This is a genomic window from Nocardia amamiensis (genome assembly GCF_015477605.1).
In the GTDB taxonomy this organism is placed as follows: Bacteria; Actinomycetota; Actinomycetes; order Mycobacteriales; family Mycobacteriaceae; genus Nocardia; species Nocardia amamiensis_A.
In genome coordinates this window covers 23173-38461 of sequence record NZ_JADLQX010000002.1, presented here as the reverse complement: position 1 = coordinate 38461, position 15289 = coordinate 23173, and the positions used below count along the sequence as shown (strand labels likewise).

Genomic DNA, 15289 nt, shown 5'->3' with positions numbered 1-15289 from the left:
ATCGGGCCTTGGGGCTGCACACGGGCTCTTCGGTAGGGGATGATCGGTGACGTGAGCGATACGGAAACCGTCAAGCAGCAGCCGTTGCTTCCCACCCCACCCCCGGCGGCGACACCCCTGTCCGCCGAGCCGGCGGCGCCGCGGTTGCCACGTGATCGCTACCTGAATCGCGAATTGAGCTGGCTCGACTTCAACGCCCGGGTGCTCGCCCTCGCCGAGGACGCCTCGCTTCCGTTGCTGGAGCGCGCGAAGTTCCTCGCGATCTTCGCCTCCAACCTCGACGAGTTCTACATGGTGCGGGTGGCGGGCCTGAAACGGCGCGCCGAGACCGGTCTGCTCGTGCGCTCGGCCGACGGCCGCTCACCAGGCGAGCAACTGGAGCTGATCGCCGCGCGCACCCAGGAGATCGCGGTGCGACATGCCCGCGTCTTCCTCGACAGCGTGCTGCCCGCGCTGACCGCCGAGGGCATCGCGATCATCGACTGGACCGACCTGGACGACGACGAACGCCAGCGCCTCTCGGGGTACTTCCAGGACCAGGTCTTCCCGGTCCTCACGCCGCTCGCGGTGGACCCGGCGCATCCTTTCCCGTACATCAGCGGGCTGAGTCTCAATCTCGCCGTCACGGTGAAGGACTCCACCACCGGCGGCGAGCATTTCGCCCGCGTCAAGGTGCCCGACAACGTCGACCGGTTCGTCCGCGTGCGCCGCACCGAATCCGGCTCGCTCGTCGCGGCTTTCCTGCCGATGGAAGCGCTCATCGCCGCGCATCTGGACCTGTTGTTCCCCGGCATGGACGTGGTCGAGCACCACTCGTTCCGGATCACCCGCAACGCCGACTTCGAGGTCGACGAGGACCGCGACGAGGACCTGCTGCAAGCGCTGGAACGCGAACTGGCCCGGCGCCGGTTCGGTTCCCCGGTGCGGCTGGAGGTCTCCGACGACATGACCGAGCACATGCTCGATCTGCTCCTGCGTGAGCTGGACGTCCATCCCGATGACGTCGTCCAGGTGCCGGGCCTGCTGGATCTGTCCTGCCTCTGGCAGGTGTACGGCGTGGACCGGCCGAATCTGAAGGACGCCCCGTACGTCCCCGCGACGCCCCCCGCGTTCGGCGAGCGCGAGACGCCGCGCAACGTGTTCGCGGCGCTGCGCGAGGGCGACGTGCTGGTGCACCACCCGTACGACTCGTTCTCCACCAGCGTGCAGCGGTTCATCGAACAGGCCGCCGCCGACCCGCAGGTGCTCGCGATCAAGCAGACGCTCTACCGCACCTCCGGCGACTCCCCGATCGTCAACGCGCTCATCGACGCCGCCGAGGCGGGCAAGCAGGTCGTCGCCTTGGTGGAGATCAAGGCGCGGTTCGACGAGCAGGCCAACATCAAGTGGGCGCGCGCGCTGGAGCAGGCGGGCGTGCACGTCGTGTACGGCCTCATCGGCCTCAAGACGCACTGCAAGACCTGCCTGGTGGTGCGCCGGGAGGGCGCGACCATCCGCCGCTACTGCCACATCGGCACCGGCAACTACAACCCGAAGACCGCCCGCCTCTACGAGGACGTCGGATTGCTCACCGCCGCACCGGAAATCGGCGCCGACCTGACCGACCTGTTCAATTCGCTGACCGGTTACTCGCGAAAAGAGCACTACCGCAACCTGCTCGTCGCCCCGCACAGCGTCCGCTCCGGCATCATCGAGCGCATCCAGCGCGAAACCGAGCTGGCGTCCCAGGGGCTCGACGCCCGAATCCGGCTGAAGGCCAACGCGATCGTCGACGAGGAGATCATCGACGCGCTGTACCGAGCCTCGCAGGCGGGCGTGCCGGTGCGGATCGTGGTGCGCGGTATCTGCGGCCTGCGCCCCGGCGTGCCGGACATGAGCGAGAACATCGAGGTCCGCTCGATCCTGGGACGGTTCCTGGAGCACTCGCGGGTCATGCACTTCCAGGCACAGGACGAGTACTGGATCGGCAGCGCCGACATGATGCACCGCAACCTCGACCGGAGGGTCGAGGTGATGGCGCAGGTGAAGGATCCGCGGCTGACCGAGCAACTCGGCGACGTATTCGACTCGGCGCTGTCCCCGACGACGCGCTGCTGGGTGCTGCAACCCGATGGCACCTGGCGCGCATCGCCGGGGATATCCGGAAATGGCGACAAAATCAGAGATCACCAGGAGTTCTTGATGCGGTTGCGGAGACCCGAGCAGCAGTGAGCGCGGAATCCGGATTCGAACAAGAGGGGGGCCCGTTCTGGGATCCCCGCATCACCGCCAATATCCACGCCGCGGGAGCGGTGCTGTGGCGGGTATCCAAGCAGGGAGCGGTGGAGATCGCGGTCGTCCACCGGCCCAAGTACGGGGACTGGTCCCTGCCGAAGGGAAAGCTGGACCCCGGCGAGACCCCGGTGCTGACCGCCGTCCGTGAGGTCGCCGAGGAAACCGGGCTCGCGAGCAAGCTCGGCCGCTACCTCGGCCACGTGACCTACCCGATTCCCGGCCATCGCAAGCTGAAGCGGGTCGACTACTGGGCCGCCGAACTGGTGGGCGGCGAGTTCGCGGCCAATTCCGAGGTGGACGTGCTCAGCTGGTACCCGCTCGACCGCGTGATGGACCAGCTGTCGTATCCGATGGACCGCCAGGTGGTGCGCGCCTTCACCCGCCTGCCCGCGCGCACCAGCACTCTGCTGCTGATCCGGCACGCGAAAGCGGGGCGCAGAGACCGCTTCACCGGACCCGACGACCAGCGCCCGCTCGAACGCGAAGGCAAAGAACAGGCGCAGGCACTGGTACCGAATCTGCTGGCGTTCAACGCATCCGAAATCTACTCGGCCGATCCGCTGCGGTGCGTGCAAACGGTGGCACCGCTGGCCGAGCGACTCGACGCCGAAATCACCGTCGAGCCACTGTTTTCCGAGCAAGGCTATACCACGGACCCGGACAAGGCCCGCGAGCGTTTTCGAAACTTGGTGTCCGACAAAGCCGTTCGCGTCGTCTGCAGTCAGGGAAAGGTGATCCCGGACCTGCTGGGCTGGCTGGCCGAACGAGACGGCGTCGCGCTGCAGTCGGCGCGCAACCGCAAGGGCAGCGTATGGGTGCTGTCGTTCGCCGGGCGGCGCTTGGTGGCCGCCGACCATCTGGATCGATCGCTGTCGGCCTACGTCGTGAAGGACTGACGACTCGAGGGCCCGCCAGTCGGCGTTCACCCGCCTACTGCCGACGGCTACTGACTACGAACATCCGAAAACGGCCCCGGGTGTTTCCCGGGGCCGTCTCGACGTTGAGGCGAATGGGCCCAGTCTTCGGGGCCGCACATTCGGCGCCGATCCGGCGGTGGCTCGGGATCAGCGGGCGCGGGCCGTGGTCTTCTTGGCCGCGGTCTTCTTCGCAGGCGCCTTCTTGGCGACGGTCTTCTTGGCGGCGGTGGTCTTCTTGGCCGCCGTGGCCTTGGTGGCCGTCTTCTTGGCCGGAGCCTTCTTCGCGACCGCGGCCTTCTTCGCGGGCGCCTTCTTGGCCGCGGTCTTACGGGCGGTGGTCTTCGCCGGAGCCTTGGCCGCGGCCTTGCGTGCCGTGGTCTTGGCGGGCGCCTTGGTGGGGGTCGCCTTCTTCGCCGTGGTCTTCTTCGCCGCCTTCTTCGCCGCCTTCTTCGCGGCCACCGGCGCACCCACACCGCGTTTGACCGCGGGGCCGGTCGCCGCCAGCTTCTGCTTACCCGCGATCACCGCCTTGAACTGAGCGCCAGGGCGAAACGCGGGCACCGATGTGGGCTTCACCTTCACGGTTTCGCCGGTGCGCGGGTTCCTGGCGACTCGAGCCGCACGCTTGCGCTGTTCGAACACACCGAATCCGGTGATTGTGACGCTCTGACCTTTGTGCACCGCGCGCACGATGGTGTCGACCACATGCTCGACTGCCGCGGTGGCCGTGCGCCTGTCCGTACCCAACTTTTCGGTCAGAACGTCGATCAGTTCCGCCTTGTTCATTGAATCCTCCGCAGACTAATGGCCCGTCGTCGGACCGACTAGGTACCACGGTAAACCCACTTTGGGCAAGAGTCTATGTGCCACGCCAAAATTCATGTGGTTTAGCACACGTCCAGCTACCGCAACTCCGGCTGCCCAGCTAACCGCCAGGGGTGATTACGTCTGCGAAATATGTGCCGGGAGGGTGGCGGGTTTCCATGTTGGCCTTGCCTTTTCGAAGCGGTCGATGGCGTCTTCCTGCCGCAGCGTGAGCCCGATGTCGTCCAAACCCTCGAGCAGACGCCACCTGGTGTAGTCATCAATATCGAACGGCAACACGACGGTTCCAGCCGTCACAGTGCGCGCCTCGAGGTCCACAACCAATTCCAAGCCGGGCTGTTCCTCGAGCAACTTCCAGAGCATTTCGACATCGTTCTGTGACATCTGAGCGGCCACCAGACCGCCCTTACCCGCATTGCCGCGGAAGATGTCGGCGAACCGCGACGAGATGACCACCCGAAAGCCGTAGTCCGACAGCGCCCAAACCGCGTGCTCACGCGAGGATCCGGTACCGAAATCCGGCCCCGCCACCAGCACACTACCCCTGTTGTATGGCTCGATGTTGAGAATGAAGTCGGGATCGGTGCGCCATGCGGCGAACAACCCGTCCTCGAATCCCGTACGAGTCACCCGCTTCAGGTAGACGGCGGGGATGATCTGATCGGTATCGACATTGGAGCGGCGCAGCGGCACCCCGATGCCCTTGTGCACGGTGAAGGCTTCCATAACGAATCTCCTGGGTTTGATTGAGGGAATCGGGGCCGGTCAGTCCAGATCCGCAGGCGAGGACAGAGTTCCGCGGACCGCCGTCGCGGCCGCTACGAGGGGAGAAACCAGGTGCGTACGGCCGCCTTTGCCCTGCCGTCCTTCGAAGTTGCGGTTCGAGGTGGAGGCACAACGCTGGCCGGGCGCGAGCTGGTCCGGATTCATTCCCAGGCACATTGAGCAGCCCGCCTGCCGCCATTCGGCGCCCGCCGCGGTGAAAATCTTACCCAGTCCTTCTTTTTCCGCCTGTGCGCGAACCCGCATCGACCCCGGTACAACCAACATTCGCACGCCGTCGGCGACATGACGTCCCTTCAAAATCCCGGCCACCGCACGCAAATCCTCAATGCGTCCGTTGGTGCACGAACCGACGAATACGGTGTCGATCGGCACTTCCCGAAGTGGAGTACCCGGCTCCAAGTCCATGTAACGCAGCGCTTTCTCCGCGGACTCGCGGGCCACCTCGTCGGCGATCGCGGCCGGGTCGGGCACCACCTCGCCCAGCGGGGCGCCCTGGCCCGGATTGGTGCCCCAGGTGACGAACGGGGTCAGCGTGGAAGCGTCGATGTGCACCTCCGCGTCGAAAACCGCGCCCTCGTCCGTCTTCAGCGCCTCCCAGGCGGCCACCGCGGCGTCCCAGTCGGCATTCTGCGGGGCGTGCGGGCGTCCCCGGAGGAATTCGTAGGTCGTCTCGTCCGGGGCGATCATGCCGGCGCGAGCGCCCGCCTCGATGGACATGTTGCAGATCGTCATTCGGGCCTCCATGGACATGCCCCGGATGGCCTCGCCGCGGTACTCCAGGACGTAGCCCTGGCCGCCGCCGGTGCCGATCTTCGCGATGACGGCCAGGATCAGGTCCTTGCTCGTCACACCAGGGGGCATGGCGCCGTCCACGGTGATCGCCATCGTCTTGAACGGGCGCAGCGAGAGGGTCTGGGTGGCAAGCACATGTTCGACCTCGGAGGTGCCGATTCCCATCGCCAGCGCGCCGAACGCGCCGTGCGTCGAGGTGTGGCTGTCGCCGCAGACCACCGTCATCCCCGGCTGGGTCAGGCCGAGTTGCGGGCCGACCACGTGCACGATGCCCTGGTCCAGGTCCCCCATGGGGTGCAGCCGCACACCGAATTCCGCGCAGTTGCGCCGCAGCGTCTCCACCTGGGTGCGCGAAATCGGGTCGGCGATCGGCTTGTCGATATCGATCGTCGGCACGTTGTGGTCCTCGGTCGCGATCGTGAGATCCGGCCGCCGCACCGGCCTGCCCGCCGCGCGCAGTCCGTCGAAGGCCTGCGGGCTGGTCACCTCGTGGACCAGGTGCAGGTCGATGTAGATCAGGTCTGGCTCACGCGAGGCTCCCTCGCCCTCCCCGCGAGCGACGACATGCTGGTCCCATACCTTCTCGGCCAGCGTGCGCGGTTCGGCCATGGTCGATCACCTTTCGGACGAAGCAGCCGTTCCGCGATCTGGACTTCGACGCGGCGACGGTTGCACAGTTTTGGATAGCTATGCCTGGTCGGAACGCTGATGGCTGGAATCCATGTTGGTGGATTTCTCAGCATCCGAGACGCTAGTATCGTTCTATGAGACAGCATAGCGGCATCGGCGTCCTCGACAAAGCAGTGGCGGTCCTGTACGCCGTAGCCGAGCATCCCTCCGGTCTCAACGAGCTGTGCGCGCGCACCGGCCTGCCCCGCGCCACCGCGCATCGTCTCGCCGTCGGATTGGAGGTGCATCGCCTGCTGGCCCGCGACAGCAACGGGACCTGGCGCCCCGGACCCGCCTTGGCCGAGCTCGCGACCAGCGCCAACGACCCGCTGCTCGAGGCCGCGTCGGCGATCCTGCCCCGCCTGCGCGAGATCACCGGCGAGAGCGTCCAGCTCTACTGCCGCGACGGCAACGCGCGCGTGTGCGTCGCGGCGCTGGAACCCCCGGTCGGCCTGCGCGACACCGTTCCGGTCGGAGCGCGGCTTCCGCTCACCGCGGGTTCGGCGGCCAAAGTCTTGCTGGCGTGGGCCGACCCGGAGCTGCAGCGCACCATCCTGGCCGACGCGGTATTCGGCGAGCGCGCACTGGCCGAGGTGCGCAAGCGCGGCTGGGCACAGAGTGCCGCCGAGCGCGCGGCCGGTGTGGCAAGCGTTTCCGCGCCGGTGCGCGACGCCGGCGGCGCCGTGGTCGCGGCGGTGTCGGTGTCGGGCCCGATCGATCGGATGGGCCGCAGGCCCGGCGCGCGCTGGGCGGCGGATCTGGTCGCGGCCGCCGAGGCATTGCACAAGCGCCTGTAACACGTTTCAGTACGGACTCTCTAGAGTTGGCCCATGGGAGTCAACCAACGGGCACAGATCGTGATGTCCGACACCGAGATCACCGAGTTCCTCGTGCGCAGCCGGATCGCGACGCTGGCGACCATCGGTCCCACGGGAACGCCGCACCTGACCGCGATGTGGTACGCGCTCATCGATGGCGAGATCTGGTTCGAGACGAAGGCCAAGTCGCAGAAGGCGGTCAACCTGCGCCGCGATCCGCGGGTCTCCTGCCTGGTCGAAGCGGGCGACACCTACGACCAGCTGCGGGGTGTGTCGATCGAAGGCCGCGCCGAGATCATCGAGGACGCCGAGAAACTCTTCGCCGTCGGCGTGAGCGTCTGGGAGCGCTACACCGGCCCCTACAGTGAGGAAGTGCGCCCGATGGTGGAGGCCATGCTGAGCAAGCGGGTCGCCGTCCGCGTGGTGCCCGAGCGCACGCGTAGCTGGGATCACCGCAAGCTCGGCCTTCCGCCCATGCCGCTCGGCGGCACCACCGCGCACGCGCTGGACTGAACAACGCACGTTCGGGCAGCCGACGTGCCCGAAATTGAACTGACACAACCACCTCGCACGGGATAGGCGTACCTCCGCCTTCGCTCCGGCCATGCGCGTTTTGCCTACCTCCGTGCCTTCGCTCCGGCCGTGCGCGTTTTGCCTACCTCCGTGCCTTCGCTCCGGCCGTGCGCGTTTTGCCTACCTCCGTGCCTTCGCTCCGGCCGTGCGCGGACTCAGGACGGACTACGTCCGACAGCGTCCATTAGTGTCTAGGTGTTCGACAAGAATCGGCCGGGCATCGCCGCCCGTGAGGGCCCGCTGCGCGGCCGCGACGACGAGGAGCAGCCGATGGCGGATTCGGATAAGTCCAATGGCGCCGACGAGGTGAAGCGCAAGTTCCGGGAGGCACTGGAGCGCAAGAACCAGCAGCACGCCCGCGCGGCCGACCACCTCGACGGACGGTCCAAGGCGTCCGCGACACACACCGCAGCCGCCCACAAGCGGGAATTCCGCCGCAAGAGCGGATAGTCCGCAACCACGCCGAAGGCCCTCCAGCAAGATCGCTGGAGGGCCTTCCGTTTCGCACCACCCCCCCCCACGAACAACCACTGTGGAACGGCCGAAACCGTGCCCTCCGCCACACGCGAGCCTGCACCCCAGAAGGCCGGATCACCGACCAGGCAGTGCGACCAACCAACCCCACAACCAAGACACCGCCCGCCGTCCCACGCCCAACCGAGCCGAGCCCCACCTAGCTGCACGCGAACCACTCCCCCGCGCCACGCCGATATACCCACCAGACAGGGCAAACCCGCAGCCCCCCGGCACCAGCCATCTGGACACGAAGCTGAGGCCAGCGATTCGGGAACAGAAGCCCATGCCGAGCACCCCCGCAGCAAAGCTCGCGCCGAGAACCTGAGTGCAAAGCCTCAGCCACGCGTTCGGGAACAAAAGCCCACGCCGAGCACCCCGCAACACATCCCACGCCGAGAACCTGAGAGCGAAGCCCAAGCCAGAGATTCGGGAAAACTCGCGCAAGCGCGCTCGGGCGAAACCGCGCCACAGGGATGTCCGGAGGCGAAACCACCAGCAGCGGTCTCCGCAGACAATCTGCCAGCCGGACGCCCCGACAGCCGAAGCTCCCCAGGCGAGGCCCCGAACGCAATGCCCGCCAACAGCGATATCCGGAGTCGAAGCCCGCCAGGCGCCCGGAGGCCAAAGCTCCCCAGGCGAGGCCCGGACGCGCAGCCCACCAACAGCGAAGCCCAAAGGTGAAGCCTGCCAGCCGGACGCCCCGACAGCCGAAGCTCCCCAGGCGAGGCCCCGAACGCAATGCCCGCCAACAGCGATATCCGGAGTCGAGGCCCGCCAGCCAGGCGCCCTGGAAGCCGAAGCTCCCCAAGGTGAGGTCCCGCGGCGAAGTCCGCGAACAGCGATATCCGAAGATGAAGCCCGCCGGCCAGACGCCCCGCCAGCGAAACTCTCAGGTGAGGTCCCGGACGCAAAGCCAGCCAACGGCGATGCCCGAAGCCGAAGCCTCTAGCCACGCCCACGGGGCCACGCTCGCCGGGTGAGGACCCGAAGGCAAAGCCAGCCAACAGCGATATCCGGAGACGAAGCCCTGCAGCCAGACGCCCCAGATGCGCACTCACCGGATGAGGACCCGAAGGCAAAGCCAGCCAACAGCGATATCCGAAGGCGAAGCCCGCCAGCCAGCGGCGCCGGGGCGCAGCTCCCCCGGCAGGGTCCGAAAGCAAAAGTCATCCAACAGCAATGTCCGGAGGGCGAAGCCCTCTAACAGCGATGTCTCGAGGCGACGCCCTCAACCCAAGCCCTGGGGCCAAGCTCCCCCTGGTTGAAGGCCCGAAGCAAAGCCCTCCAACAGCGATGTCCGGAGATGAAAGCCCTCGAGCCATGGCTCCGGAGGCGAAGCTCCCCCGGGTGGGTGCCAAGGCAAAGCCCTCCAACCAGGGACGCCCGGGGACGAAGCCCCTAGATCCGGAGGCGAAGCCCTCCAACCAGCAGCGCCGGCCGCGAAACTCCCCAGGCACGAGTCCGGAGGCGAAGCCCTCCAACCAGCAGCGCCGGCCGCGAAACTCCCCAGGCACGAGTCCGGAGGCGAAGCCCTCCAACAAGGGGGTCTGGGGGCGAAGCCCTCCAGCCGGGGCCCCGGGGCGAAGCCTCCCGGGGTGGGGGTCCGGGGGCGAAGCCCTCCGGGCGGGGCGTGGGGGTTGCACCCCCACAAAACATAGCGAAACGAGAAAGGCCCACACCCTTGTGGGCATGGGCCTTCCACTCGTGTAGCCCCGACGGGATTCGAACCCGCGCTACCGCCTTGAGAGGGCGGCGTCCTAGGCCGCTAGACGACGGGGCCAGGACTGCTTCTCACTGTCGCGAGGAGCGCCGTGGTGATCTTTCGATCAGGAGGCTTGGCTAGCTTAACCGGCCGAAGCCCGGCGACCAAATCGCCGGTTGCTGTCATGATTTCGGCCGCGAACCGAAGTCGAAACAACACTCTCCGCTGGGGTACCAGGACTCGAACCTAGAATGGCTGAACCAGAATCAGCTGTGTTGCCAATTACACCATACCCCAATGACCAGGTCGTTCCGTCTCGCGTCTGGATGACTCGAGACCGTGTTCCGGGCCGAGAAGAAGAGTACCAAATGGCTACCGGTTTACTACAAATCGCCTGGTCAAAGCCATATTTTCGGCGTCACGACGGCGGCTGGCCCGGCGCGGTCCAGCTCAGCGCCGAGCGCAGCCGCTCCAGCGTGACGTCCCGCCCGAGCAGTTCCAGCGACTCGTACAGCGGCGGGCTGATATGCGATCCGGTGACCGCGACCCGCACCGGCGCGAAGGCTTTGCGCGGTTTCAGCCCGAGATCTTCGATGAGCGCCTTTTTCAGCGCCTCTTCGATCGCTTCGGTCGTCCACTCCGGCAACGGCGTCACCGCGGCAATAGCGGCTTGCAATACCTCGGTGGCGTCGGACCCCAGATTCTTGGCGCCCGCGGCGGGGTCGATCGCGAACTCGTCCGCGGGTGCGAACAAGAAACGCAACAGTTCCCATGCGTCCGCCAACACGACGATCCTGGTCTGCACGAGCGCGGCTGCCGCGGCGAACACCTTCTCATCGATTTCCGCGCCGATATGGCCGTGTTCGGTGAGATACTCCCGAAGCCGATGGGTGAAATCGCCCGGGTCCAGCAATCGGATGTGCTCGGCGTTGAGCGCGTCCGCCTTCTTCTGGTCGAAACGGGCCGGATTCGAATTTACTTTCGAAATATCGAAGGTTTCGACCATCTCCGTCATCGTGAACACGTCACGGTCCTCGGAGAGGCCCCAGCCGAGTAGTGCGAGATAATTCAGCAAACCCTCGGGAATGAATCCGCGGTCGCGGTGGGCGAACAGATTCGACTCCGGATCACGCTTGGACAACTTCTTGTTGCCCTGCCCCATGACGAAGGGCAGATGGCCGAACTCCGGCGTGAAATCGGTGACTCCGATCCGGCGCAGTGCGGCATACAGCGCGAGCTGCCGCGGGGTGGAGGAGAGCAAATCCTCGCCGCGCAGCACGTGGGTGATCCGCATCAGCGCGTCGTCGACCGGGTTGACCAGGGTGTACAGCGGGTCGCCCGTGCCGCGGGTGAGCGCGAAGTCCGGCACGGAGCCCGCTTTGAAGGTGGTCTCGCCGCGCACCAGATCGTGCCAGGAAAGGTCCTCGTCGGGCATTCGCAGCCGGATCACGGCGGGGCGCCCCTCGGCTCGGTATGCCGCGATTTGCTCGGGCGTCAGGTCGCGGTCGTAGTTGTCGTAACCCAGCTTCGGGTCGCGTCCAGCAGCCCGGTGGCGAGCCTCGACTTCCTCTGGCGTGGAGAATGATTCATACGCTTCCCCGGCCTCCAGCAAACGCCGCACCACGTCCAGATGCAGACCTTTTCGCTGCGACTGGCGATACGGTTCATATGGCCCGCCGACCTCCGGTCCCTCGTCCCAGGTGAGGCCGAGCCAGCGCAGCGCGTCGATAATCGCCCGGTAGGACTCCTCGGAATCGCGAGCGGCATCGGTGTCTTCGATACGAAAGACGAATGTGCCACCGTGATGGCGGGCGTAGGCCCAGTTGAACAGCGCCGTCCGGATCAGGCCGACGTGCGGTGTTCCGGTCGGCGACGGGCAGAATCGGACCCGTACTTCAGTCATGGCTCTCTTTCGATCAGCGTTTGGCGGCAACGGGATTGGTGAGCGTTCCGATCCCCTCGACGGTCACCGACACCTGCTGCCCCTCCTGGAGCGGGCCGACGCCCTCGGGGGTTCCGGTGAGGATCACGTCACCGGGCAGCAGCGTCATCACGGTGGTGACCCACTCGATGAGCTTCGGAATGTCATGCAGCAGAAGCGAAGTGCGGCTGCGTTGGCGCACCTCGCCGTCGAGCTCGGTGACAATCTCCAGATCCGCAGGGTCGATTGCGGTTTCGATCCACGGACCCAGCGGGCAGAACGTGTCGTAGCCCTTCCCTCTGGTCCACTGCCCGTCGTGGCGCTGCTGGTCGCGGGCGGTCACGTCGTTGGCGACGGTGTAGCCGAGGACCACGTCCAGCGCGCGGGCGGCGGGCACGTCCTTGCACGGGCGGCCGATGACGATGGCGAGCTCTCCCTCGTAGTCGACCTGAGAAGAGCTGGGCGGCAGGATGATCGGGGCGTTCGGACCGACGATCGCGGTGTTGGGCTTGAGGAAGATGACCGGGTCTTCGGGTGCGGGACCGCCCATTTCGGCGGCGTGGGCGGCGTAGTTCTTGCCGACGCAGACCACCTTGCTGGCCAGGATCGGGGCGAGCAACCGCACGTCGGCCAGCGGCCAGCTCCGGCCGGTGAACGTCGGTGTGCCGAACGGGTGTTCCGCGATTTCCTTGGCGATCGCCGATCCGGCCTCGCTCTGGCCCGCGCTGTCGCTTACGTCGCCTTCGATGCTGACGAAGGCGACCCCATCGGGACTGGCAACTCGACCTAGACGCATGCCCGGCAGTCTATCGACCCACCGTCACCTGGCCGAACGCGCCCGACCGAGTGGTACGGAAATTTCCACCGTGTGCTGTGAGCAGTCCGACATCCGCAGCCGTCGATTCGCGCTGCCGTCCGGGTGTACGGTGAGCAACAAGGTTCACAAAGTGAGATCGTGATCCCAAATATTGAGATATTGAGGTGAAGCCGATGGCGACCGAGGTCCAGATCGACGAGATGCGGCGCTGGTCCATGCTGGGTCTCGGCGTCTTCGCCCAAGCCTCCAGCGCGGTCTTCATCCACGGTGTTCCGTTCCTGCTGCCCGCGCTGACCGACCGCGGCATGCCGCTGGCCACCGCGGGTCTGCTGGTGGCCATGCCGACTGTCGGACTGGTGTGCACGCTCATCGCGTGGGGTTACGTGGTCGACCGGATCGGCGAGCGCAAGGTGCTGGTCGGCGGCCCGCTGCTGATGCTGGCGGCCGGCTGCGCCGCGGCGGCGACCACCGACCACATCGCCTTGGGTGCGCTGCTGTTTCTCGGCGGCGTCGGGGCGGCCAGTACCAACGGCGCCAGCGGGCGGGTGATCGTCGGCTGGTTCCCACCGCATCGGCGGGGGCTGGCGATGGGGATCCGGCAGACCGCGCAGCCGCTCGGCGTCGGCGTCGGCGCGTTGGCGATTCCCGCGGTGGCCGCTGCCCATGGTGTGCCCGCGGCGATTCTGGTTCCCGCGCTGATGGCGGGCCTGGCGGCCCTCGGCTGCCTGACGGGCATCGTCGACCCGCCGCGCCCCGCGCGTTCCGCCGCGGATCCGGCCTTGCGCGCCAATCCTTATCGCGATGACGCCACGCTTTGGCGCATCCACTTGGTCTCGGTGCTGCTCGTCGTTCCCCAGGGCACCGTGTGGACATTCGCGCTGCTGTGGCTGCACCGCGACGTCGGATGGTCGTTGGCCGCCGCGGGCGCATTGGTGACGTTCACGCAGATTCTCGGCGCGCTGGGCCGCATCGGCGCGGGTGCCTGGTCGGATCGCGTCGGCAGCCGAATGGGACCGCTGCGCACGGTCGCGATCGCCGCTGTGCTGTCGATGGCGGGCTTGGCTCTGGCGGCGTGGACGCACTGGTGGTGGGCCGCCATCCCGCTGCTGATCGCCGCGTCCGTGATCACCGTCTCCGACAACGGGCTGGCCTTCACGGCGGTAGCCGAAATCGCAGGCCCGTACTGGAGCGGCCGTGGCCTCGGCATCCAGAACACCGGACAGAACCTGGCCATGGCCGCCATCCCTCCCGTATCCGGCGCGCTCATCACCGCGAGCGGCTTCCCCGCCGCGTTCCTCCTCGCCGCCGCAGCCGCGGTAGCAGCCGTCCCCCTGGTACCCACTGACCCCGAATAAGCCTCTGCCGCAAGCTCTCCCGCCGACCAACGGAAACCACGTCGGTGCCGCGAGCCGCGGGGATGGGCAGCGAGGCGCCCATCCCACCGAGCCCGGACAAACACAGGTCCCGCTCCCGGATCGGGGGCGGGACCTTCGGGTGTGTCGAGGTCAGACCGCGGCGGCGATGCGGTCGCCGATCTCCACGGTCGACGCGCCGCCGGAGCGAGACGCGAGGTCCTTGGCGACCGCGGACTCGATGCGGGCGGCGGCCTCGGTGTCGCCGAGATGGTTGAGCAGCAGGGAGACCGAGAGGATCGCGGCGGTCGGGTCGGCCTTGGACTGGCCCGCGATGTCGGGGGCGCTGCCGTGCACCGGCTCGAACATGCTCGGGTTCGTCCCAGAGGCGTCGATGTTGCCGCTGGCGGCCAGGCCGATGCCGCCGCTCACGGCGGCGGCCAGGTCGGTGATGATGTCGCCGAAGAGGTTGTCGGTGACGATCACGTCGAACCGGCCCGGATCGTTGACCAGGTGGATGGTCGCGGCGTCGATGTGCTGGTAAGCCGTTGTGACATCAGGGAATTCGGCGGCGACCTCGTCAACGGTGCGCTGCCACAGCGAGCCGGCGAAGGTGAGCACGTTGGTCTTGTGCACCAGCGTGAGGTGCTTGCGCCGGGCCTGCGCCTTGCCGAAGGCGTACCGCACCACACGCTCGATGCCGAACCGGGTGTTGGTGCTCACCTCGGTCGCCACCTCGTGCGGTGTGTCGACGCGGATCGCGCCGCCGGTGCCGGTGTAGGGACCCTCGGTGCCTTCACGGACCACCACGAAGTCGATGTCGGGGTTGCCCGCCAGCGGGCTGGTCACGCCGGGGAAGAGTTTGGACGGCCGCAGGTTCACGTGGTGGTCCAGCGCGAACCGGGTGCGCAGCAGCAGCCCGCGTTCGAGTACGCCGCTGGGCACCGACGGATCGCCGATCGCGCCGAGCAGGATCGCGTCGTGCTGCTTCAACTCGGGCAACACCGAGTCCGGCAGGATCTCGCCGGTCGCGTGGTAGCGCCGCGCACCGAGGTCGTATTCGGTCTTCTCGACACCGGGCACGACCACGTCGAGCACCTTGAGCGCCTCGGCGATGACCTCGGGCCCGATCCCGTCACCCGGGATGACAGCAAGCTTCATGCAAATGCTCCGTTCGATGTTTGCCGGTCGCGGCCGTCACGATGTGCGGCACGTGGTTCGACCGTCGGTGAACACGACATTCCGGCCGGGGACCGCAGCACCGTCACGGTACTCGGCCCGGCCGGACCGTCGAGAACTGGGCGGCGGACACGCGGCGCGGCGCACA

At 67.2% G+C, this 15289-nt stretch carries 12 protein-coding genes and 2 tRNA genes; 6 read left to right on the top strand and 8 right to left on the bottom strand.

Annotated elements, in window-relative coordinates:
- The first annotated feature begins 39 nt into the window (after positions 1-39).
- Together IU459_RS02645 and IU459_RS02640 are read left to right on the top strand one after the other, a co-directional pair.
- Positions 40-2211, top strand: a complete 2172-nt coding sequence (locus IU459_RS02645; protein ID WP_195127839.1) for an RNA degradosome polyphosphate kinase — start codon at positions 40-42, stop codon at positions 2209-2211.
- Entirely contained in the window at positions 2208-3170 is a 963-nt protein-coding gene (locus tag IU459_RS02640; protein WP_195127838.1) for an NUDIX hydrolase, read from the top strand. Before IU459_RS02645 ends, IU459_RS02640 begins: the two co-directional genes overlap by 4 nt.
- 168 nt (positions 3171-3338) lie before the next feature.
- Here IU459_RS02640 and IU459_RS02635 read toward each other — a convergent pair whose 3' ends face one another.
- The 3 genes from IU459_RS02635 to leuC form a co-directional block, all read right to left on the bottom strand.
- Positions 3339-3977, bottom strand: a complete 639-nt coding sequence (locus IU459_RS02635; RefSeq protein WP_195127837.1) for an HU family DNA-binding protein — start codon at positions 3975-3977, stop codon at positions 3339-3341.
- Positions 3978-4133: 156 nt separating this feature from the next.
- On the bottom strand, positions 4134-4742 hold the full coding sequence (leuD, locus tag IU459_RS02630) for a 3-isopropylmalate dehydratase small subunit (protein WP_195127836.1): 609 nt from the start codon (positions 4740-4742) through the stop codon (positions 4134-4136).
- Between the two features lie 39 nt (positions 4743-4781).
- A complete protein-coding gene (gene leuC, locus IU459_RS02625; RefSeq protein WP_195127835.1) occupies positions 4782-6203 on the bottom strand; it encodes a 3-isopropylmalate dehydratase large subunit in 1422 nt (473 codons plus the stop codon).
- Positions 6204-6358: 155 nt separating this feature from the next.
- Between leuC and IU459_RS02620 the strand changes: the two genes are divergently transcribed.
- The 3 genes from IU459_RS02620 to IU459_RS02610 all read left to right on the top strand — a co-directional run bounded on the left by IU459_RS02620 (position 6359) and on the right by IU459_RS02610 (position 8104).
- The gene (locus tag IU459_RS02620; RefSeq protein WP_195127834.1) at positions 6359-7060 is read left to right on the top strand and encodes an IclR family transcriptional regulator; all 702 of its coding nucleotides are present in this window, start codon (positions 6359-6361) and stop codon (positions 7058-7060) included.
- A 33-nt stretch (positions 7061-7093) separates the two neighbouring features.
- Positions 7094-7594, top strand: a complete 501-nt coding sequence (locus tag IU459_RS02615) for a PPOX class F420-dependent oxidoreductase (protein WP_195127833.1) — start codon at positions 7094-7096, stop codon at positions 7592-7594.
- A 330-nt stretch (positions 7595-7924) separates the two neighbouring features.
- Positions 7925-8104, top strand: a complete 180-nt coding sequence (locus tag IU459_RS02610) for a DUF5302 domain-containing protein (RefSeq protein WP_195128152.1) — start codon at positions 7925-7927, stop codon at positions 8102-8104.
- Positions 8105-9877: 1773 nt separating this feature from the next.
- Here the strand turns inward: IU459_RS02610 and IU459_RS02605 are convergent.
- From IU459_RS02605 to IU459_RS02590, 4 genes are all read right to left on the bottom strand, one after another.
- Positions 9878-9950 (bottom strand) — tRNA-Glu (locus IU459_RS02605).
- Positions 9951-10097: 147 nt separating this feature from the next.
- Positions 10098-10169: transfer RNA gene (locus IU459_RS02600), tRNA-Gln, on the bottom strand.
- Positions 10170-10290: 121 nt separating this feature from the next.
- Positions 10291-11775 carry a glutamate--tRNA ligase gene (gene gltX / locus IU459_RS02595; protein ID WP_195127832.1) on the bottom strand — a complete coding sequence of 495 codons (1485 nt, stop codon included), beginning with the start codon at positions 11773-11775 and terminating at the stop codon, positions 10291-10293.
- 13 nt (positions 11776-11788) lie between these two features.
- Positions 11789-12589: a fumarylacetoacetate hydrolase family protein gene (locus IU459_RS02590; RefSeq protein ID WP_195127831.1), complete on the bottom strand. Its 801-nt coding sequence runs from the start codon at positions 12587-12589 to the stop codon at positions 11789-11791.
- A gap of 194 nt (positions 12590-12783) precedes the next feature.
- On the opposite strand from IU459_RS02590, the gene IU459_RS02585 reads away from it, so the two are divergent.
- Positions 12784-13965 carry an MFS transporter gene (locus tag IU459_RS02585; protein WP_195127830.1) on the top strand — a complete coding sequence of 394 codons (1182 nt, stop codon included), beginning with the start codon at positions 12784-12786 and terminating at the stop codon, positions 13963-13965.
- Between the two features lie 150 nt (positions 13966-14115).
- Here IU459_RS02585 and IU459_RS02580 read toward each other — a convergent pair whose 3' ends face one another.
- Positions 14116-15123, bottom strand: coding sequence for a 3-isopropylmalate dehydrogenase (locus IU459_RS02580; RefSeq protein ID WP_195127829.1), 1008 nt, complete (start codon positions 15121-15123; stop codon positions 14116-14118).
- Positions 15124-15289: the final 166 nt, after the last annotated feature.